Source organism: Ruegeria sp. CDSC068 (assembly GCF_059610545.1).
Genome location: NZ_JBXWNV010000004.1, coordinates 255,434 through 273,179 on the forward strand (window position 1 = coordinate 255,434; position 17,746 = coordinate 273,179).

The 17,746-nt window shown below is 57.8% G+C and carries 18 protein-coding genes; 13 read left to right on the forward strand and 5 right to left on the reverse strand.

What is annotated here, in order from left to right; all coding sequences use genetic code 11:
* The first annotated feature begins 117 nt into the window (after nt 1-117).
* From arfB to smpB, 6 genes are all read left to right on the forward strand, one after another.
* On the forward strand, nt 118-537 hold the full coding sequence (gene arfB / locus AC2FID_RS10505) for an alternative ribosome rescue aminoacyl-tRNA hydrolase ArfB (protein WP_282170143.1): 420 nt from the start codon (nt 118-120) through the stop codon (nt 535-537).
* A 60-nt stretch (nt 538-597) separates the two neighbouring features.
* A complete protein-coding gene (locus AC2FID_RS10510; RefSeq protein ID WP_496836723.1) occupies nt 598-1,344 on the forward strand; it encodes an SDR family oxidoreductase in 747 nt (248 codons plus the stop codon).
* Between the two features lie 81 nt (nt 1,345-1,425).
* Entirely contained in the window at nt 1,426-2,439 is a 1,014-nt protein-coding gene (locus AC2FID_RS10515) for a P1 family peptidase (RefSeq protein WP_496836725.1), read from the forward strand.
* Nucleotides 2,440-2,552: 113 nt separating this feature from the next.
* Nucleotides 2,553-2,966, forward strand: coding sequence for a c-type cytochrome (locus AC2FID_RS10520; RefSeq protein WP_058272885.1), 414 nt, complete (start codon nt 2,553-2,555; stop codon nt 2,964-2,966).
* A 208-nt stretch (nt 2,967-3,174) separates the two neighbouring features.
* Nucleotides 3,175-3,717, forward strand: a complete 543-nt coding sequence (gene idi, locus AC2FID_RS10525) for an isopentenyl-diphosphate Delta-isomerase (RefSeq protein ID WP_058272886.1) — start codon at nt 3,175-3,177, stop codon at nt 3,715-3,717.
* Nucleotides 3,718-3,764: 47 nt separating this feature from the next.
* On the forward strand, nt 3,765-4,241 hold the full coding sequence (smpB, locus tag AC2FID_RS10530) for an SsrA-binding protein SmpB (RefSeq protein WP_058272887.1): 477 nt from the start codon (nt 3,765-3,767) through the stop codon (nt 4,239-4,241).
* A 13-nt stretch (nt 4,242-4,254) separates the two neighbouring features.
* On the opposite strand, the gene glpK is transcribed toward smpB, so the two are convergent.
* The 3 genes from glpK to panB all read right to left on the reverse strand — a co-directional run bounded on the left by glpK (nt 4,255) and on the right by panB (nt 7,479).
* The gene (gene glpK / locus AC2FID_RS10535; protein WP_496836727.1) at nt 4,255-5,733 is read right to left on the reverse strand and encodes a glycerol kinase GlpK; all 1,479 of its coding nucleotides are present in this window, start codon (nt 5,731-5,733) and stop codon (nt 4,255-4,257) included.
* Between the two features lie 67 nt (nt 5,734-5,800).
* Complete coding sequence (gene panC, locus AC2FID_RS10540) at nt 5,801-6,643, reverse strand: pantoate--beta-alanine ligase (protein WP_496836728.1); 843 nt, start codon at nt 6,641-6,643, stop codon at nt 5,801-5,803.
* The gene (gene panB, locus AC2FID_RS10545) at nt 6,640-7,479 is read right to left on the reverse strand and encodes a 3-methyl-2-oxobutanoate hydroxymethyltransferase (RefSeq protein WP_109313659.1); all 840 of its coding nucleotides are present in this window, start codon (nt 7,477-7,479) and stop codon (nt 6,640-6,642) included. The genes panC and panB overlap by 4 nt, the downstream gene beginning before the upstream one ends.
* Nucleotides 7,480-7,648: 169 nt before the next feature.
* Between panB and AC2FID_RS10550 the strand changes: the two genes are divergently transcribed.
* The 6 genes from AC2FID_RS10550 to AC2FID_RS10575 are packed head-to-tail and all read left to right on the forward strand — an operon-like array spanning nt 7,649 to nt 15,147.
* On the forward strand, nt 7,649-9,136 hold the full coding sequence (locus AC2FID_RS10550) for an ABC transporter substrate-binding protein (protein WP_496836730.1): 1,488 nt from the start codon (nt 7,649-7,651) through the stop codon (nt 9,134-9,136).
* A 60-nt stretch (nt 9,137-9,196) separates the two neighbouring features.
* On the forward strand, nt 9,197-10,267 hold the full coding sequence (locus tag AC2FID_RS10555) for a ligand-gated ion channel (RefSeq protein WP_496836732.1): 1,071 nt from the start codon (nt 9,197-9,199) through the stop codon (nt 10,265-10,267).
* 40 nt (nt 10,268-10,307) lie between these two features.
* Nucleotides 10,308-11,255, forward strand: coding sequence for an ABC transporter permease (locus tag AC2FID_RS10560; protein WP_496836733.1), 948 nt, complete (start codon nt 10,308-10,310; stop codon nt 11,253-11,255).
* Nucleotides 11,252-12,067: an ABC transporter permease gene (locus AC2FID_RS10565; protein WP_282170150.1), complete on the forward strand. Its 816-nt coding sequence runs from the start codon at nt 11,252-11,254 to the stop codon at nt 12,065-12,067. The genes AC2FID_RS10560 and AC2FID_RS10565 overlap by 4 nt, the downstream gene beginning before the upstream one ends.
* A complete protein-coding gene (locus tag AC2FID_RS10570; protein ID WP_496836735.1) occupies nt 12,064-13,662 on the forward strand; it encodes an ABC transporter ATP-binding protein in 1,599 nt (532 codons plus the stop codon). Before AC2FID_RS10565 ends, AC2FID_RS10570 begins: the two co-directional genes overlap by 4 nt.
* 33 nt (nt 13,663-13,695) lie before the next feature.
* Entirely contained in the window at nt 13,696-15,147 is a 1,452-nt protein-coding gene (locus AC2FID_RS10575; RefSeq protein WP_496836737.1) for an aldehyde dehydrogenase family protein, read from the forward strand.
* A gap of 3 nt (nt 15,148-15,150) precedes the next feature.
* On the opposite strand, the gene pncB is transcribed toward AC2FID_RS10575, so the two are convergent.
* Nucleotides 15,151-16,443 carry a nicotinate phosphoribosyltransferase gene (pncB, locus tag AC2FID_RS10580; protein WP_058279083.1) on the reverse strand — a complete coding sequence of 431 codons (1,293 nt, stop codon included), beginning with the start codon at nt 16,441-16,443 and terminating at the stop codon, nt 15,151-15,153.
* Nucleotides 16,444-16,608: 165 nt separating this feature from the next.
* Here pncB and AC2FID_RS10585 point away from each other — a divergent pair, with 165 nt between their 5' ends.
* Nucleotides 16,609-17,133 carry a hypothetical protein gene (locus tag AC2FID_RS10585; protein ID WP_108860017.1) on the forward strand — a complete coding sequence of 175 codons (525 nt, stop codon included), beginning with the start codon at nt 16,609-16,611 and terminating at the stop codon, nt 17,131-17,133.
* On the opposite strand, the gene pncA is transcribed toward AC2FID_RS10585, so the two are convergent.
* Nucleotides 17,130-17,723 (reverse strand): bifunctional nicotinamidase/pyrazinamidase, encoded by a 594-nt coding sequence (pncA, locus tag AC2FID_RS10590; protein WP_058275024.1) that lies wholly within the window; start codon nt 17,721-17,723, stop codon nt 17,130-17,132. The genes AC2FID_RS10585 and pncA overlap by 4 nt on opposite strands.
* Between the last annotated feature and the right edge of the window lie 23 nt (nt 17,724-17,746).

The window sequence follows — 17,746 nt, forward strand, 5'->3', positions numbered from 1 at the left end:
AGCGCTCGCTCCGGCTGGTCGATTGATCTAACCGACCCAACCTCCTGAGCTTTCGAAGGGCCGTCCCATGCGGGGCGGCCCTTTTTGTTTTCGGATCAGGCCTGTAAGGTCAGCCTCATGTTGCGCATCACCGACGATATCACCCTGCAAGACTGGGAAATGACCGAGAGCTTTGTTCGCTCATCCGGTCCCGGCGGGCAGAACGTGAACAAGGTGTCCACCGCCGTCGAATTGCGGTTCGAGGCGGCGCGCTCACCTTCTTTGCCTGATCCCGTCAAATCGCGGCTCAAGCGACTGGCGGGGCGACGCTGGACCAAAGAGGGCGCGATCATCATTCAATGCGACGAAACCCGCAGCCAGGCGCGCAACCGCGAAATAGCGCGCAACCGGCTGGCCGACTTGATCACCCGCGCTATGGTTAAACCCAAGCGCCGTATCGCCACCAAACCCACCTACGGTTCGGTCAAGCGACGTCTGGCTTCCAAAAAGGCACGCTCAGACGTCAAAGCCCTGCGCGGTAAGATACCCGAAGATTGATCTGGTATCTTTACGGCGCATCGCTACTCTGATTTTGCGCAGCTGCAAAAGGACAAGATCATGAGGTTAGAGGGTAAAACCGCAATCGTGACTGGTAGCGCATCAGGTTTTGGTGCCGGGATCGCACGCAAGTTCTTGTCCGAGGGCGCCCGCGTCATGATCGCCGATATCAACGGTGATGCGGCCGAGGTTCAGGCCAATCAATTGGGCCCGAACGCCTTTGCACATCAGGTCGATTTGGCCAACGGCGCATCGGTTGAGGCGATGGCAGACGCAGCCTTTGATCGACTGGGGCATCTCGATATCCTAGTCAACAACGCCGGCGTCACCCACCTTCCCACCCCGCTGGAGGATGTGAGCGAAGAGGATTTCGACCGCGTTTTCAACGTGAACATGAAATCTGTCTATTTAACGGCCCGTGCATTGGTTCCGCATATGAAATCGCGTGGTACCGGTGCAATCCTGAACGTGGCCTCGACGGCTGGCCTGTCGCCGCGTCCGAAACTCAACTGGTACAACGCCTCCAAGGGGTGGATGATCACCGCGACCAAGACTATGGCGGTCGAACTGGCCCCATCGGGTGTCCGGGTAAACGCCATCTGCCCGGTTGCAGGGGAAACGCCCCTGCTCAAGTCCTTTATGGGCGAGGACACGCCCGAGATACGGGCCAAGTTCCTGTCGACCATCCCGCTGGGCCGTTTCTCAACGCCTGAGGACATGGCCAACGCGGCCTGTTTCCTGTGTTCCGACGAGGCCAGCATGATCACCGGCACAGCTTTGGAGGTCGACGGTGGCCGCTGCATCTGATCCGCTCTTCATCTGGCAAGAAATATCCCCGCCGGAGGCAGCGCGCCTGCGCGCTCTTCTGCTCCAGCATCTGAAAACGCAATGACCTCCGGACCCCGAAACCTGATCACTGATGTTCCCGGCCTTTTGGTTGGAAACGCTCAGGATGACGCGCTCAAATCCGGCGCAACTGTTCTGACGGCACCCAATCCCTTTACGGCCTCCGTTCACGTGATGGGCGGTGCGCCGGGCACGCGGGAAACCGACTTGCTGGCACCTGACAAATCTGTGTCGCGCGTGGATGCCATCGCTCTGTCCGGTGGCTCGGCCTTTGGCCTGGACGCCTGTTCCGGGGTGGCCGACGCCCTGCGCACGCAACACCGCGGTTTTGAGGTTGGCAATGTCGTGGTCCCTATCGTTCCGGGGGCGATCCTGTTTGACCTGCTTAACGGTGGCGACAAAGCCTGGGCCGAGAACCCCTATCGCGCGCTGGGGCGCCGCGCATTCGAGGGCGCGTCCGATCAGTTCGATCTGGGTACTGCTGGCGCAGGGACTGGTGCCTTGGCTGCCATGCAAAAGGGTGGGCTCGGATCCGCCTCGTTTGTGATGGAAAACGGGGTCACGGTTGGCGCATTGGTTGCCGCCAATCCGCTCGGCAGTGTCACCACGCCGGGTGACCGTCATTTCTGGGCCGCTCCGTTTGAAATCGGCGACGAATTCGGTGGATTAGGGCCTGATTCCAACACTGGTCTTGGTCGTGTCTTGACCAGTCGCAAGGCCAAAGCAATGCGACCCGCCCAGCCGGACAAGGCCAACACCACCATCGCAATTGTTGCCACTGACGCGGCGCTGTCTAAGCCGCAATGCCATAGGTTGGCGGTGGCTGCCCATGACGGGATCGCGCGGGCGATTGTTCCCGCGCACACACCAGGCGATGGCGATCTGGTGTTCGGCGTCAGCACAGGCAATCACGACCTTCCACAGGCTGAACTGGGGCTTCTTGGCCATGTGGCTTCGATCTGTCTGGCGCGGGCCATCGCGCGGGCCGTATTTCTTGCCTCGCCAGCGTCGGGGGATCTTTTGCCCTGTTGGTCCGGCTTACATGACTTAAGTTAAGGACGGCCTATATGCCGCAGTGGCACAGTGCCCTCGCGCGGCAATCTGCGCGTTGACTCTTTTTTGCGCCGACGGTCCATTCGGTGCAGCCAATTCGTATCGGAGCAAAAGCTATGAATCGCATTCTCGCGACCGCAATCGTCGGCCTTCTGGCCCTTCCCGCATATGCCGAAGGTGACGCCGAAGCCGGAAAGAAGACTTTTAACAAGTGCAAATCCTGTCACCAAATTGCCGATCCTGAGGGTGAAGTCATCGTAAAGGGCGGTAAAACCGGTCCGAACCTGTATGGGATTGCAGGCCGGACCGCAGGCACCGTTGAAGAGTTCAAATATGGTGACAGCATCGTTGCCGCTGGTGAAAACGGTTTGGTCTGGGACGAAACGACATTCGTTGAATACGCAAAGGACCCCAAGGCGTTTCTGAAAGATTATCTGGGTGAAACCTCGGCCAAATCCAAGATGACTTTCAAGCTGAAGAAGGGTGCCGAGGATGTTTACGCCTATATCGTAAGTGTTTCTGGCGAATAAAACCGCAGACCAAACACCGTTTGAGGTTACAAAAGGCCGCAGCCCCTGCGGCCTTTCGTGCGCTTGATAACCGCGTTGAACAGCGCCAATTTGAAAGCGCGCGGTATTTCATGCATTGCACGCATAAATTCGCAGAGCCAAGCCGACCCGGTGGCAGCCAATTTCGAATTTCCGGCCCTTCGGGTGGATCGGCAGCAGGAGACGACAGATGGGAATCATGATCCCGGCCTGGGTTGATGGCGAGTTGACCCCAGTGGACAAGCTTGAGGCGCATGAAAAAGGCCTGCGGCACAAGGCGGTGTCTGTCTTTGTCGTGCGTGGGACCGAAATTTTGATGCAGCGTCGGGCTTTGGGCAAATATCATACCCCTGGCCTTTGGGCGAATACCTGCTGCACCCACCCCGACTGGGGTGAGACACCGTCTGTCTGCGCGGTGCGCCGGCTGCGCGAGGAATTGGGAATTACCGGACTTTACCCGGAATACCGTCACCGGCTGGAGTATCACGCCGATGTCGGCAACAACATGATCGAGCACGAAGTGGTCGACATCTTTCTGGCCCATGTGCGCGGCCCGCTGAAGATTGAGCCCAACCCGGAAGAGGTCATGGAAATTCGCTGGGTCGATTACCACGATCTTCTGGCCGAAGTGCAGCGCTATCCCGAGCGATTTACACCGTGGCTCAAGATCTATTTGCACAATCACGCCGATACGATTTTCGGACCTGATCTGATTATCTCGGCCACCTCCTGACGGCTACGCCTTGCAAGGGCCGCCCAAGCCGCATAGATCAACGCGTCATGGCTAAGCAAAAGACAGACCCGAATTACAAAGTCATCGCCGAAAATCGGCGCGCACGCTTCGATTACGCAATCGAGGACGATCTTGAGTGCGGCATCATGCTGGAAGGGTCCGAGGTCAAATCCCTGCGTGTAGGTGGGACGAACATCGCCGAAAGCTATGCCTCAGTCGATGATGGCGAGCTGTGGCTGGTCAACAGCTATATCGCCCCTTACGAGCAGGCTAAATCGTTCAAGCACGAGGAACGCCGCCGGCGCAAACTGCTGGTGTCACGTAAGGAATTGTCGAACCTGTGGAACGCGACCCAGCGCAAAGGCATGACACTGGTGCCGCTGGTTCTGTATTTTAACCACAAGGGCAAGGCCAAGATCAAAATCGGTATCGCCAAGGGTAAGAAAAACCACGACAAGCGCGAAACCCAGGCCAAGCGTGACTGGTCACGACAAAAGCAGCGGTTGATGAAGGATCATAGCTGACCCTTCATACCTCTCAGAACGCCATCGCAGCTGATACCGCACGTTTCCAGCGGTCATAGGCGGCATCACGCTCTTTGGCAGAGAGTTCCGGTTCGAACCGGCGATCCAGCGCCCAGGTTTCCGCAAATCCCTGTTGATCCGGATAAACGCCTGCGCGCATACCGGCCAGCCAGGCCGCGCCCAATGCGGTGGTTTCCTGCATTACCGGCCGGTCAACCTCGGCACCCAGGTAGTCCGACAATCCCTGCATCGCCCAGTTCGACGCGCTGGCGCCACCGTCGACACGCAGGATAACGTCGGTATCTGCACCCCAGTCGCCCTGCATGGCGTGCCACAGATCGCGCGTCTGGTATGCGATACTTTCCAGCGTGGCCTTGGCAAATTCGGCACGGCCTGAATTCCGGGTCAGACCGAACACCGCGCCACGGCAATCGGGTTTCCAATAGGGCGCCCCGAGGCCGGTAAAGGCGGGCACCAGCACGACATGCTGGTTCGGGTCTGCCTTTTGGGCCAGCTCGCCACTTTCCGGGGCGTTCTCGATGATCTGCAACGCGTCGCGCAGCCATTGCACGGCTGCCCCGGCCACAAAGATTGACCCTTCCAGCGCATACGTCCGTTTGCCGTCCAATTGATAGGCGATGGTGGTCAACAGGCGGTTCTTCGACTCGACCGGCTTATCCCCTGTGTTCAACAGAGCAAAACAACCGGTGCCATAAGTGGATTTCATCATGCCGGGTTGGAAGCAGGCCTGACCGATGGTGGCGGCCTGTTGATCACCGGCCACGCCCAAAATTGGAATATTTCCCCCAAATAGGGTCGTATCTCCAAAATCCGAGGCGCAATCATGCACCTGGGGTAACATGTTCATCGGCACGTCCAGCAGATCACAGATCTCGGCGCTCCATTCACCCTTGTGGATGTCGAACAAAAGCGTGCGCGCCGCGTTGGTGGCATCTGTGGCGTGGCTGCGCCCTTCGGTCAGGCGCCAGATCAGAAAGCTGTCGATGGTGCCGAACATCAGCTCTCCAGCCTCGGCCCGGTCCCGCGCACCCGGCACGGTGTCCAGCAACCATTTAACTTTGGTACCCGAGAAATAGGGGTCCAGCAGCAGCCCGGTCTGGGCGGTCACGTCATCCTCGCACCCGGCCTGCTTGTAGCGCGCGCAGATCTCGGCGGTACGGCGGTCCTGCCAGACGATCGCGTTGTGGATTGGCGCGCCAGTAGCGCGGTCCCAAACTACTGTTGTTTCGCGCTGGTTGGTGATGCCGATGCCCGCGATCTGATCAGAGGTTACCCCGACGCTATCCATAACTTCGCGGCAAACGCGCAGAACACTGTTCCAGATTTCCTCGGCGTCGTGTTCGACCCAGCCTTCCTGCGGGAAGTGCTGAGTGAATTCGTGCTGCGCGGTGCCTGCGCGCTGCATCTCTGCGTCGAACAGAATTGCCCGCGATGATGTGGTGCCCTGATCAATGGCAAGAATGTAGGTCACGCCTGCGCCCCCCGTCGTTTGGTTTTGCGGGACTTTAGCGCAAACAATGACGAACGTGCCAGTGTGTTCAGACAGGAATATTGTCGATCAGCCGCACACCATCCGCCCAAGCTGCTGCGAACAGGCGGGCAGGCCGGTTTGCGTGGGTTATTGGGTCCAGCGTTTCGGCACACCGCAGTTGAATATATTCCACCTGCGTGAAGCCCGCGGCCAGCAGATCGATCTCGGCCTGTGCAGCCAAAGGGTCAAACGGCGCGCCGTCTTTCAGGGCGGCTGCCAATTCCCCCATGATCCGGTATTTGTGGGCGGCAATATCCAGCCCCTCGGACGACAGTCGCAGGTTGCGCGATGACATGGCCAGACCCGAGGGCTCGCGCACCGTGGGGCATCCAACAACCTCGGTCGGAATGTCCAGATCGCGGGCCATTCGGGTCACGATCATCAGTTGCTGATAGTCTTTTTCCCCAAAATAGGCTCTGTCCGCCTGCGTTTGCAGGAACAGTTTGGCCACAACTGTGGCAACGCCGTCGAAATGTCCGGGACGGAATTCACCTTCCATCACATCGGTCAGGCCCGCGACGGAAACGGTGGTGGCAAAGCCCTGCGGGTATATCTCTTCGGGTTCCGGAACATAGATCGCATCAACGCCGTAGGGGGCCAGTTTCTGCGCATCCTCGTTCTCGGTGCGCGGGTACTTTGCCAGATCCTCGGGGTTGTTGAACTGTTTGGGGTTCACAAAGATCGTGACGATCACCCGGTCACAACCTGCCTTTGCGGCCTCGACCAGCGACAGATGCCCCTGATGCAGCGCGCCCATGGTCGGAACCACGCCGATCTCTTCACCCTTCCGCGTCCATTCCGAGGTCAAGGCACGCAGGTCGGCCAGACGGCGAAAAATTGGGGCGGTCATGTCTTTGGTCCTTTGGTCGGGGCCTGATCGGAAAAGACGTGTTCGTCCGCTGGAAAGGTTCGTGCGCGCACCTCGGCAGCATATTCGGCTATGGCGGCTTCGGCCAATGGGCCAAGCTCAGCATAGCGTTTGACGAATTTCGGTTTGAAGGCGGTGAAAAAGCCAACCATGTCGTCGACAACCAGAATCTGACCGTCGCACCCCGCCGAGGCTCCGATTCCGATTGTCGGAATCTCGATTTCACCGGTGATCTGGTCGGCCAGTTTCTGCGGCACTTTTTCAAGAACGACCGAGAACGCGCCCGCCTCGGCCACAGCGCGGGCATCTTCCAGTACAGCCTCGGCCTGTTCGTCGCGACCCTGAACCTTGTAGCCGCCAAGTGTGTTGATCGACTGCGGGGTCAGGCCAATATGCGCCATCACCGGAATCCCGCGCTTGACCAGAAAGCGGATGGTCTCGGCCATCTCGACGCCGCCTTCCAACTTAACTGCGCCCGCGCTGGTTTCGGACATCAGCCGGGCGGCGTTCCGGAATGCCTCGGCAGGCGAATGCTCGTAACTGGCAAAGGGCATGTCGATGACCATCATCGCACTTTCCAAACCGCGCGCGACGGCCTGACCATGCATCACCATCATCTCCATCGTCACACCCAGCGTCGATTCCAGCCCGTGCAACACCATGCCGACGCTGTCGCCCACCAAAACGAAATCACAATGATCATCCATCAACCGCGCCATCGGCGTGGTGTAGGCTGTCAGACTGACCAGCGGCTCGCCGCCTTTGCGGGCGCGGATATCCTGTGCATTCGGGGCTTTTTTGCGGGCGGTGGCGCTCATTGTCGCTCCTCCGGTTGTCATGTTGCAGCGCGGCATAACAGATCGTTGCGGGCTATAGAAACCCCGGTTGCGCGAACATTTCCTTGAATGACCTAAGGTTTAAAGGGAAGTTGGGTGCAGTACGGCGCAAAAAAACGCAGGTTGCCATATTCAGTGGGGAGTAATTTACATGACAAAGCAGACATTTCGGTCCTTTGCCTCGGTGCTGGCGGTTAGCGCCAGCCTGTTTGGTACACAGGTTTTCGCTAAATCCGACATTACCATAGCGTTGCAACTAGAGCCGCCGCATCTGGACCCGACCAGTGCCGCAGCACAGGCTATCGATTCGGTGGTTTACACCAATATCTTCGAAGGCCTTACCCGGTTTATGGGTGACGGATCGGTGGTTCCTGGTCTGGCTGAAAGCTGGGAAATCTCGGATGATGGCAAGGTCTATACCTTCAAGCTGCACGATGGGGTTACCTTCCACGACGGCACCACGATGGATGCCGAGGACGTCAAGTTCAGCCTGGACCGCGCCCGATCCGAGGATAGCGCAAATGCGCAAAAAGCCCTGTTTGCCGGGATTGAACACATCGAGGTGGTCGACCCGTTGACCGTCAAGGTGACCCTGTCTGAGCCAAACGGGAACTTCCTGTTCAACCTGGCCTGGGGTGATGCGGTTATTGTCGCGCCCGATAGTATCGAGGGCATCAAGACCAACCCCGTCGGAACCGGCGCTTTTACCTTTGGTGAATGGGTGCAGGGCGACAGTATCACTCTGAATCGCAACCCGGACTATTGGGGCGATCAGCCTGCGTTAGAGACTGCTACGTTCAAGTTCATCTCGGACCCGACGGCGGCTTTTGCGGCCATGATGGCCGAAGATATCGACGTGTTCGACAACTTCCCTGCGCCAGAAAACCTGCCGCAATTTGAAGCTGATCCGCGCTTTCAGGTGCTTGTCGGTTCGACCGAAGGGGAAACCATTCTGTCCACCAATAACAAGATGCCACCCTTTGATGATATCCAAGTGCGTCAGGCATTGGCCCACGCGATTGACCGTCAGGCGATCATCGATGGAGCGATGTTTGGCTACGGGACGCCCATCGGCACCCATTTCGCGCCGCACAACCCGGCTTATGTAGATCTGACCGGGAACTCGGCCTACGACCCAAAAAAGGCAGCTAAGATGTTGGCCGATGCTGGATATGCGGAAGGGTTTGAAACGACGCTGCATTTGCCGCCCCCATCGTATGCCCGCCGCGGGGGTGAGATTGTGGCCGCCCAACTGGCCGAGGTCGGGATCACGGCCAATATCATCAACGTTGAATGGGCTCAGTGGCTGGAATCGGTGTTCAAAGGCAAGGACTTTGGTCTAACCATCGTCAGTCATACCGAGCCTATGGATATCGGGATCTATGCGCGTCCTGACTATTACTTCCAATATGACAGTACGGATTTCCAGGCGCTGATGGACACGTTGAATTCGACGACAGACCCAGAAGAACGCACCCGTCTGCTGGGTGAGGCACAGCGCCTGATCGCAGACGACTACGTCAACGGGTACCTGTTTCAACTGGCCAAGCTAGGCGTGGCCAAGGCTGGAGTTCAGGGCCTGTGGGAAAACGCGCCCACAGCCGCAATCGATCTGACGCAGATCAGCTGGTCCGAGTGACTCAAGGCAGGGGCCGCTGGTTCACGGCCCTTGCATTTAATGTTGTCGAGTGAGCCAAGGATGATTTTGTTTCGTGTCCTGTTTCTGGTTTTTGTGACCGTTGCCCTGGCGGCAACGACTGTGGAACCGGTTGTGGCGCAGAACATTCTGGACAGTCGGTTGGATACACCTATCGGGACGCCAGAGAACCCGCTGGATGTTGGCATCGGTATTCGAATCGATCAGATCACCAGCGTTGACCAGAAGGCCGAAAACTACGGTGCCGTGGTTGTGCTGCGTGTTGAGTGGGCCGACCCTGCGTTGGCTTTTGACCGGCAAGAGCTGGGGCGCGATTTCCGGGTTTTCAACCCCCCGGCGCTGGCCGATCATGCCGCTGAGATCGGGACGGTGGTACCAGCATTCGTCATTCACAACCAACAATCCAACAAGTGGATTCACGAAGCCGCCGCCTCTCTGCGATATGACGGGCGGGTGTTGTATGTCGAGAAATCCTCGCTGACATTACAGGCCCCACATTTCGATTTTCGGAAATACCCTTTCGACACACAGGAGTTTCATTTCGAGGTCGTTTCGATCTTTCCATCCCAATATGTGTCCTATCATCCGATGAACGAGTTCTCGGGCCTTGGTGACCTGCTGGGCGAAGAAGAGTGGATTCTGGACAATGCGCGGCTTGAAACCTCTCAGGTCACGGGCCTTTCCGGTCAGGACAGCGATCAGGTTGCGCTGATCTTCGAAGGCCACCGGCATCTGACCTACTATGTCATTCGGGTGTTTCTGCCGATGCTGGTGCTGATCTCGGTCGGCTGGGCACTGTTCTTTCTTGATGAATACCGCAAAAGGATCGAAATTGCCGGAGGAAACTTGCTGGTATTCGTAGCTTTCAACTGGGCGATTTCTGCTGATCTGCCAAAGCTTGGATACCTGACATTTCTGGATTTCGTTCTGCAGTGCATGTTCCTGATGACCGGGGCTTTGATTGTGTTCAATGTCGCCCTGCGCAGGCTCAAAGTCTCGGGTCGCGAATCCGGGGCGCGCAAGTTGGATAACTACGCCATCAAGTGGATTTACCCGCTGGGTTACGCTGCAATCGTTGGCTATGCAGTTTTTGCCTATCTTCTGGCTCCATAGGTGCTGGACCGGGAAGGCGCGCACCCCTAACGTGGCCTCGATGCTTCGCTATGCCCTCAAACGACTGATATCGCTGGTGATCAGCCTCGCCGTCGCCTCGGTCGTTATATTTGCCGTGATTGAGGTGGCGCCCGGTGATCCGGCGTCATTCATGTTGGGCGTCAATGCGCAAGAGGATACGCTTGCCGCTCTGCGGGCCGAGTTGGGTTTGGATGTATCCAAGGTGCAGCGGTATTTCAATTGGGTTGGCGGGATGATGGTGGGGGATTTCGGAACCTCTTACACCTATCGCACGCCCGTGTCGCAGATGATCGCGGATCGGCTGTGGGTCTCGCTGCCTCTGGCGCTGTATGCGCTTACCCTGTCCACCGCGATAGCGTTTCCGGTTGGCATCTATGCTGCCGCGCGCCGGGGCAAACCGGGCGATCTGACGGTGATGGGGGCAACGCAACTTGGCATTGCGGTGCCGAATTTCTGGTTCGCCATGATGCTGGTTCTGGTCTTCGCCATCAACCTGCGCTGGTTCAATGCCGGAGGGTTCGCAGGCTGGGCTATGGGGTTCTGGACCGGAATGCACTCCCTGACACTGCCGGCCATCGCGCTGGCCCTGCCGCAGGCGGCCATTCTGGCGCGGGTCATGCGGTCGTCTTTGTTGGACATATTGGGCGAAGACTTCATGCGCACCGCACGTGCCAAAGGGCTTTCGCGTCGTCAGGTCCTGTGGCGGCACGGGGTGCGCAACGCGCTGATCCCGGTTCTGACCATCATCGGGTTGCAGTTTTCCTTCCTGCTGGCGGGATCTATTATTATCGAACAAGTCTTTTATCTGCCCGGTCTTGGGCGATTGGTGTTTCAGGCAATCTCGGCCCGCGATCTGATTGTGGTGGAATCCGTGGTAATGCTGCTGGTCTTTGCGGTCATCACCGTGAACTTTCTGGTCGATCTGGCCTATGCAGCCGTTGATCCAAGGTTAAGGAGCCGGACATGAGCCGGAGCCTGATCCTTGGGGCTTGTCTGTCCTCGCTGGTGCTGTTGGCGGCGGCGATTTCATTTGTCTGGACGCCCTATGATTACGCTGCGCTGAACATCCCCGACAAACTGCAGCCTCCCAACGCGTTGCATTGGTTTGGTACGGATCATTTTGGACGCGACATGTTCTCGATGATCATGGTCGGTGCCCGTACCTCGATTGCCGTGGCTTTGGTGGCGGTGGGGATTGGCATGGCGCTGGGCGTGCCTTTGGGCCTGACAGCGGCTGCGCGCAAAGGGTCGTGGCTGGACGAGCTGATCATGCGCGGCAACGATCTGGTATTTGCTTTCCCGTCTCTGGTCATCGCCATCCTGATCACTGCTGTGTTCGGTGCTGGCGCGATAAATGCGATCATCGCCATTGGCATTTTCAACATCCCGGTTTTTGCACGCATCACTCGCGGCGCAGCGCTATCTCTATGGGAACGGGAGTTCATCCTGGCCGCGCGCGTTTCGGGCAAAGGTGCGGCACGGATATCGGCTGAGCATATCCTGCCTAACGTCGCCAACCTTCTGATCGTTCAGGGCACCATCCAGTTCTCTCTGGGCATTCTGGCTGAGGCTGGTCTGTCTTATGTCGGTCTGGGCGCGCAACCGCCCACGCCAAGTTGGGGCCGGATGCTGGCAGATGCGCAGACAATGGTCAGTTTTGCCCCACATTTGGCTCTGATTCCGGGTCTGGCGATCATTGTCACGGTGCTTGGGTTGAACCTGCTGGGAGATGGGTTGCGCGATTGGCTGGATCCCCGGATCAGGGTGGCGCGCGCATGAGTTTGCTTGAGATCGAAAACCTGACGCTGTCCATTCACGGCACGAACATCCTGAAACAGGTCAATCTGTCCATTGCGCCCGGTCAGATCGTGGCCGTGACCGGGGAAAGCGGATCGGGCAAATCGATGACCGCGCTCGCGGTGATGCAGCTTTTGCCGGACGGAGCAAAGACAACCGGAGCCATCCGGCTGAACGGCTCAGATATGTTAGACCGCGATGAAAACGATTTGTGTGCCTTGCGCGGTGCCGCGATCGGTATGGTGTTCCAAGAACCTATGACCGCACTGAACCCGGTCAAAACCATTGGCGATCAGGTGATGGAGACTATCCTGATCCACAAGGCCATGCCGCCCAGACAGGCGCGTGACCGGACGGAGGAAGTTCTGACCCGTGTTGGCCTGCCGCCGGATCGCTTCCCGCTGTCCCGCTTTCCGCACGAACTGTCCGGGGGGCAGCGTCAGCGTGTCGTGATTGCGATGGCGATCGCGTTGCGTCCCAAGCTGTTGATCGCGGATGAGCCGACCACAGCGCTAGATGTGACAACGCAGGCGCAAATCCTCAAGCTTCTAAAAGGGCTGGTGTCGGAATACGACATGGGGCTGTTGATGATCACCCATGATCTTGCCGTGGTTGCGGATATGGCCGACCAAATTGTTGTTATGCGCCATGGCGAAGTGGTCGAATCTGGGGCCACTGCCCATCTGCTACACCACATGCAGCATCCATATACCCGTATGCTGTTCAAGGCTTCGGGGCATCAGGTATCCCTGCCCGAACCCGCGAAATCCCGCCCTTTGCTTGAAGCGACAAATGTCATTCGCGACTATCGTCTGCCTCGCAAGGGGCTGTTTGATACACCGGGGCACCACAGGGCAGTGGACCAAGTCAGCTTTACGCTCAATAGCGGAGAACGTCTGGGCCTGGTCGGCGAGTCGGGGTGTGGAAAATCGACCCTAACAAAGGCAATTCTGGGTCTTGAAGAAGTTCAGGGTGGTGACATTCGTCTGGATGGCCAGCCTGTCTTTTCGGGTCACAATCCCAACCTCGCCGTGCGGCGCAAGATGCAGGTGGTCTTTCAGGACCCCTATGGCAGCTTCAATCCACGTCACCGCGTGGCCCGGTTGATCACTGAACCGTTCCATCTGCTCGATGCTCCTGTAATGGGGTCCGAGAGGCAGGACCGGATCGCTGAAATGTTGACAGCGGTGGGTCTCAGCCCGGATGACGCTGGTAAGTATATTCATGAATTCTCGGGCGGTCAGAGACAGCGCATTGCCATCGCCCGTGCCTTAATCATCCGGCCCGAACTGATCTTGTTTGACGAGGCTGTTTCCGCCCTTGATGTGTCGGTCCGGGCGCAGATTCTCGACCTGTTGGCCGAACTATGTGAGGCCTATGATCTGACTTATCTGTTCATCAGCCATGATCTGAGCGTCGTGCGCACCATCACTGACCGCGTTATGGTGATGCGGGCCGGAAAGATCGTCGAAGAAGGCGATACCGAAAGCGTCTTCTCTGACCCACAACACCAATACACAAAAGACCTGATTAATGCCGCGCCAGTGCTGCCAGACATTGGTCGGGATGTGGCGTGAACCACATATTAGAGCCGAATATAGGAGTATCTCATGTCCAGCCCCCTTTGGTTTGATCCAAGCCTGTGTCTGATCGGCGGCAATTGGGTGCCGCCAGCCTCAGAACAAACATTGCCTTTGATCAATCCTTCTGACGGCTCAGATATCTGCCAGATCGCAAGGGGTGGCGGGCATGATGTTGATGCTGCGGTCAAGGCTGCTCAGACTGCGATTGACGGGGATTGGGGACGAAAGACTGCGCTGGAGCGGGGCCGTATCCTTACGCGTATGGGAAGGATGGTTTTGGAGCGTGTCGAGGGCCTGGCCACGCTAGAGGCCATGGATGTCGGCAAGCCCCTGACGCAGGCACGCGCAGATGCGGTTGCGTTGGCACGGTATTGCGAATTCTATGGTGGGGCCGCGGACAAGGTCATGGGCGAGACCATCCCGTATCTGGATGGCTACACCGTCTATACTTTACGGGAACCGCACGGCGTGACGGGGCATATCGTGCCGTGGAACTATCCGATGCAGATCATCGGGCGGTCGGTTGGGGCTGCGCTGGCGATGGGCAATGCCTGCGTTCTGAAACCTGCGGAAGAAGCTTGCCTGACCGCGCTGGCCTTTGCGCATCTGGCGCAAGAGGCCGGTTTACCGGCCGGTGCCCTTAATGTCGTCCCCGGGTTGGGGGCCGAGGCGGGGGCGGCTTTGGCGGGCCATACGGGCGTGCACCACGTCTCGTTTACCGGGTCAGTCGCTACTGGGGCGCTGGTGCAGCAGGCAGCGGGGCAAAACGTGATTCCTGTGACGCTGGAGCTTGGGGGGAAGTCACCTCAACTGGTGTTTGACGATGCCGATCTGGATGCGGCCCTGCCCTTTCTGGTGAATGCGGGCATTCAGAATGCCGGACAAACCTGCTCGGCCTCGTCACGCATTTTGGTGCAGCGCGGGGTTTATGATCAGGTCAAGCATCGTATGGCAGCGGCCTATGCAGATTTGACCGTTGGCCCTGCGCAAGACGATCTGCGCGTCGGCCCGCTGATATCGGCCCGTCAAAAGGACATCGTTTCGGACTTTCTGGCCAGGGGCGCAGACCTGACCGTCGCAGGGCAAGGACAGATCGTAGACGGTGCGCCGTCCGAAGGAGCCTATGTTGTGCCGACCCTTTTTGCGGACGTTCCGCCGGATCACTGTCTGGCCAAGGATGAGATCTTCGGTCCCGTGCAGGTGCTGATCCCATTCGATTCAGAAGAAGACGCGGTGAAGATTGCCAACGGCACCGATTACGGGTTGGTCGCCAGCATCTGGACCCGCGACGGCGCACGGCAAATGCGGCTGGCAAAGCAACTGCGCTCGGGCCAGGTGTTCATCAACAACTACGGCGCGGGTGGTGGCGTAGAGCTTCCCTTTGGTGGTGTCGGAAAATCTGGACACGGCCGCGAGAAAGGGTTCGAGGCCCTATATGGCTTTTCACAGTTGAAAACGGTCGCGGCGTACCATGGTTAGAGCCTAAACAATCACCTCGATCGCCTCTTGCGCGCCTACGCCGAACACTCGTTTGTAGCGTTCGATCTGATCCTTCGGTCCCATCGCCTTTTCCGGGTTGTCCGACAGTTTCACGGTCGGCTGGCCATTGGCGGACACAGCCTTGCAGACCAGCGAGAACGGCGCCAACGCGTCGTTTGGCACGAGCCCGCGGAAGTCGTTGGTCAGCAAGGTGCCCCACCCGAACGAGACTTTGGTTCTGTGGGCGAATTGAGTGTGCAGTTCCCGAATTTTATCCACATCCAGACCATCCGAGAAGATCACGCGCTTTTCCAGGGGGTCTTCTCCACGGGATTGCCACCACTTGATCGCGGTTTCCGCGCCTGTTGCGGGATCACCGCTGTCGATGCGAATGCCGGTCCATCCGGCCAGCCAATCGGGTGCGCGATCCAAAAAGCCCTGCGTGCCATAGGTGTCGGGCAGAATGATGCGCAGATTGCCGTCATGTTCGTCGTGCCAGTCGCTCAGCACGTCATAAGGCGCTTGCGCCAGTTCAGCATCGTCTTTGGCAAGGGCGCTGTAGACCATCGGCAGTTCGTGCGCGTTGGTGCCGATGGCTTCAACTTCGCGCCGCATGGCGATTAGACAGTTCGACGTACCGGTAAAACTCGATCCCAGACCCTCGATCATGGCCTGCACACACCAGTCTTGCCAAAGAAAGCTGTGTCGACGCCGGGTTCCGAAGTCAGCGATCCCAAGCCCGTCAATATCCCGCAGTTGTTCGATCTTCTTCCAAACGCGGGTCATGGCCTGGGCATATAGCACCTGCAGCTCAAACCGCCGCATGTTGTTCAGCACAGCGCGCGAGCGCAGCTCCATCAGAACCGCAAGCGCCGGGATTTCCCACAGCATAACCTCGTGCCACTTACCTTCAAATGTCAGCTCGTACTGATCGCCCTTCCGTTCCAGGTGATAGGGCGGCAGGCGCATGTTTTCGAACCATTCCATAAAATCCGAACGGAACATCTGGCGCTTGCCATAGAACGTATTGCCCCGCAGCCACGTGCTTTCGCCCCGGCTCAGGCCAAGCGATCGGATATGATCCAATTGCTCGCGCAGCTCGCCTTCATCGATAAGTTTGGCCAATGGAATGTGATTCGACCGGTTGATCAGGGAAAAAGCCACATCCGTTTGGGGCTTATTTCGAAACACTGACTGGCACATCAGCAGTTTGTAGAAGTCAGTGTCGATCAAAGACCGTACAATCGGGTCAATCTTCCATTTATGATTGTACACGCGTGTCGCAATATCGACCATGGGGAACTCCTGCGATTTCCGTTGTTAGATCAATCGGTGCGTGGAATGGCAAGAGTCGCTAGAATGATAACAATGACAAGGTCAGGTCACATTGCGAGCATATTGTGTGATCTTTTCACAGTTTAGTGAAAAGAGAGGGATGGTTGAACGAGGTTAATTTGGTGAATGGTTCTCGAGTACGATTTTGACATCGTTGTTAATGAGGAATTGGAAGATAACGCCGGTTCAGAGCGATTGGACAATTCCGTCGCGCGTGCCCGATTCCGTCACGTGAAAACGGCTGACGCGCTTCGGGCGACGTCACCGAAGATTCGACAAATTTTCCAGGAAGCCGGCTTTGATCTGGATTCAACCGACAGCAAGTTGTCGCAAGGGTACTATTCGTCACGGGACGTAGACCAACGCAAACGCATTCTGCACGCGCTTTTTGCCAATATTCGCGAAATGGGAATTGAGGGCGAATACTGCGGTGAATTCGACTTCCATCGATTTTTGGACAATGTCAAAACGGCCAAACCGCGCAACGACCAACGCCCAAAAGTCGAGAATTGGACGCCGAACCCGCGCTACAAATCACCCGCAACGCCCGAGCGCCGCACATTGCCCGGACGAATTGGCGTTGCATTGGGACTGGCGGTGATCTTGTTTGCAGTGCTCAGGTATCTTGCCGAAAAAGGCGCTACGCCTTAGGTCAACGCAACGCCAGCTTCACGCATCGCGGCCACGGCGGCTGCCAGTGATCCATCCAAATCAATCGCCCGACATGCGTCCATTCGGACCGTGACGTCAAAACCCAACCGGGCAGCGTCAACGGCTGAAAAATGAACACAGAAATCTGTGGCCAGCCCAACCAGGGTCAGTTTGGTGATGCCACGTGATTTCAAGTAACCTTCCAAACCGGTCGGAGTCTTTTGGTCGTTCTCGAAAAATGCGGAATAGCTATCGATGCTGCTCCGAAAGCCTTTGCGAATGACAAGGTCAGCATGGGTATTCAGATCCGGATGGAATTCCGCACCGTCGGTGCCCTGCACACAGTGATCCGGCCACAAGACCTGCGGCCCATAATGCATTTCGGTCATGTCCAAGGGGGCTTTGCCGTCGTGCTCGCTGGCAAAGGACGAATGTCCCGCCGGGTGCCAATCCTGCGTCAGGATCACGGCGTCGAACTCTGCCATCATAGTGTTGATGGGGTCCACGATCTCGTGACCTCCGGGCACCGCCAGCGCACCACCGGGGCAGAAATCGTTCTGAACGTCGATTACAATTAGGGCATGGGCCATCGGGAATCTCCTCGCATTGTCCT